The sequence below is a fragment of the Flavihumibacter cheonanensis genome (assembly GCF_022352215.1).
Classification (GTDB): domain Bacteria; phylum Bacteroidota; class Bacteroidia; order Chitinophagales; family Chitinophagaceae; genus Flavihumibacter; species Flavihumibacter cheonanensis.
Genome location: NZ_JAKRWF010000046.1, coordinates 1 through 291, shown reverse-complemented (window position 1 = coordinate 291; position 291 = coordinate 1). Strand labels below are relative to the sequence as shown.

Annotated in this window: 1 pseudogene; it reads left to right on the top strand. The window is 63.9% G+C overall.

The features are described from left to right. Positions 1 to 224: pseudogene (locus tag MD536_RS21065) on the top strand (hypothetical protein); the annotation flags it as partial. Positions 225 to 291 lie beyond the last annotated feature (67 nt).

The window sequence follows — 291 nt, the reverse complement described above, 5'->3', positions numbered from 1 at the left end:
GGCGCGCGGATGTGCGCGCGGTGGTCTACATGGCCACACTCGTGGCCGTTCGCCATAACCCGGTCATCAGAGTTTTCCACAGCCGCCTGATCGCGGCGGGCAAACCCAAGAAGGTGGCCATCGTGGCGAGCATGCGAAAACTGCTGACCATCCTCAACGCCATGCTGCGAGACCGCGCCGCATGGGATGCTTCAAAGCATCCGCTGGGGGCAGTTTCAGCTTGACTTTCACGACAGTTGCTGACCCCTCCACTTCAGGGCTGCGCCGGCCCCGGCACGGTCCAGCGCTTGC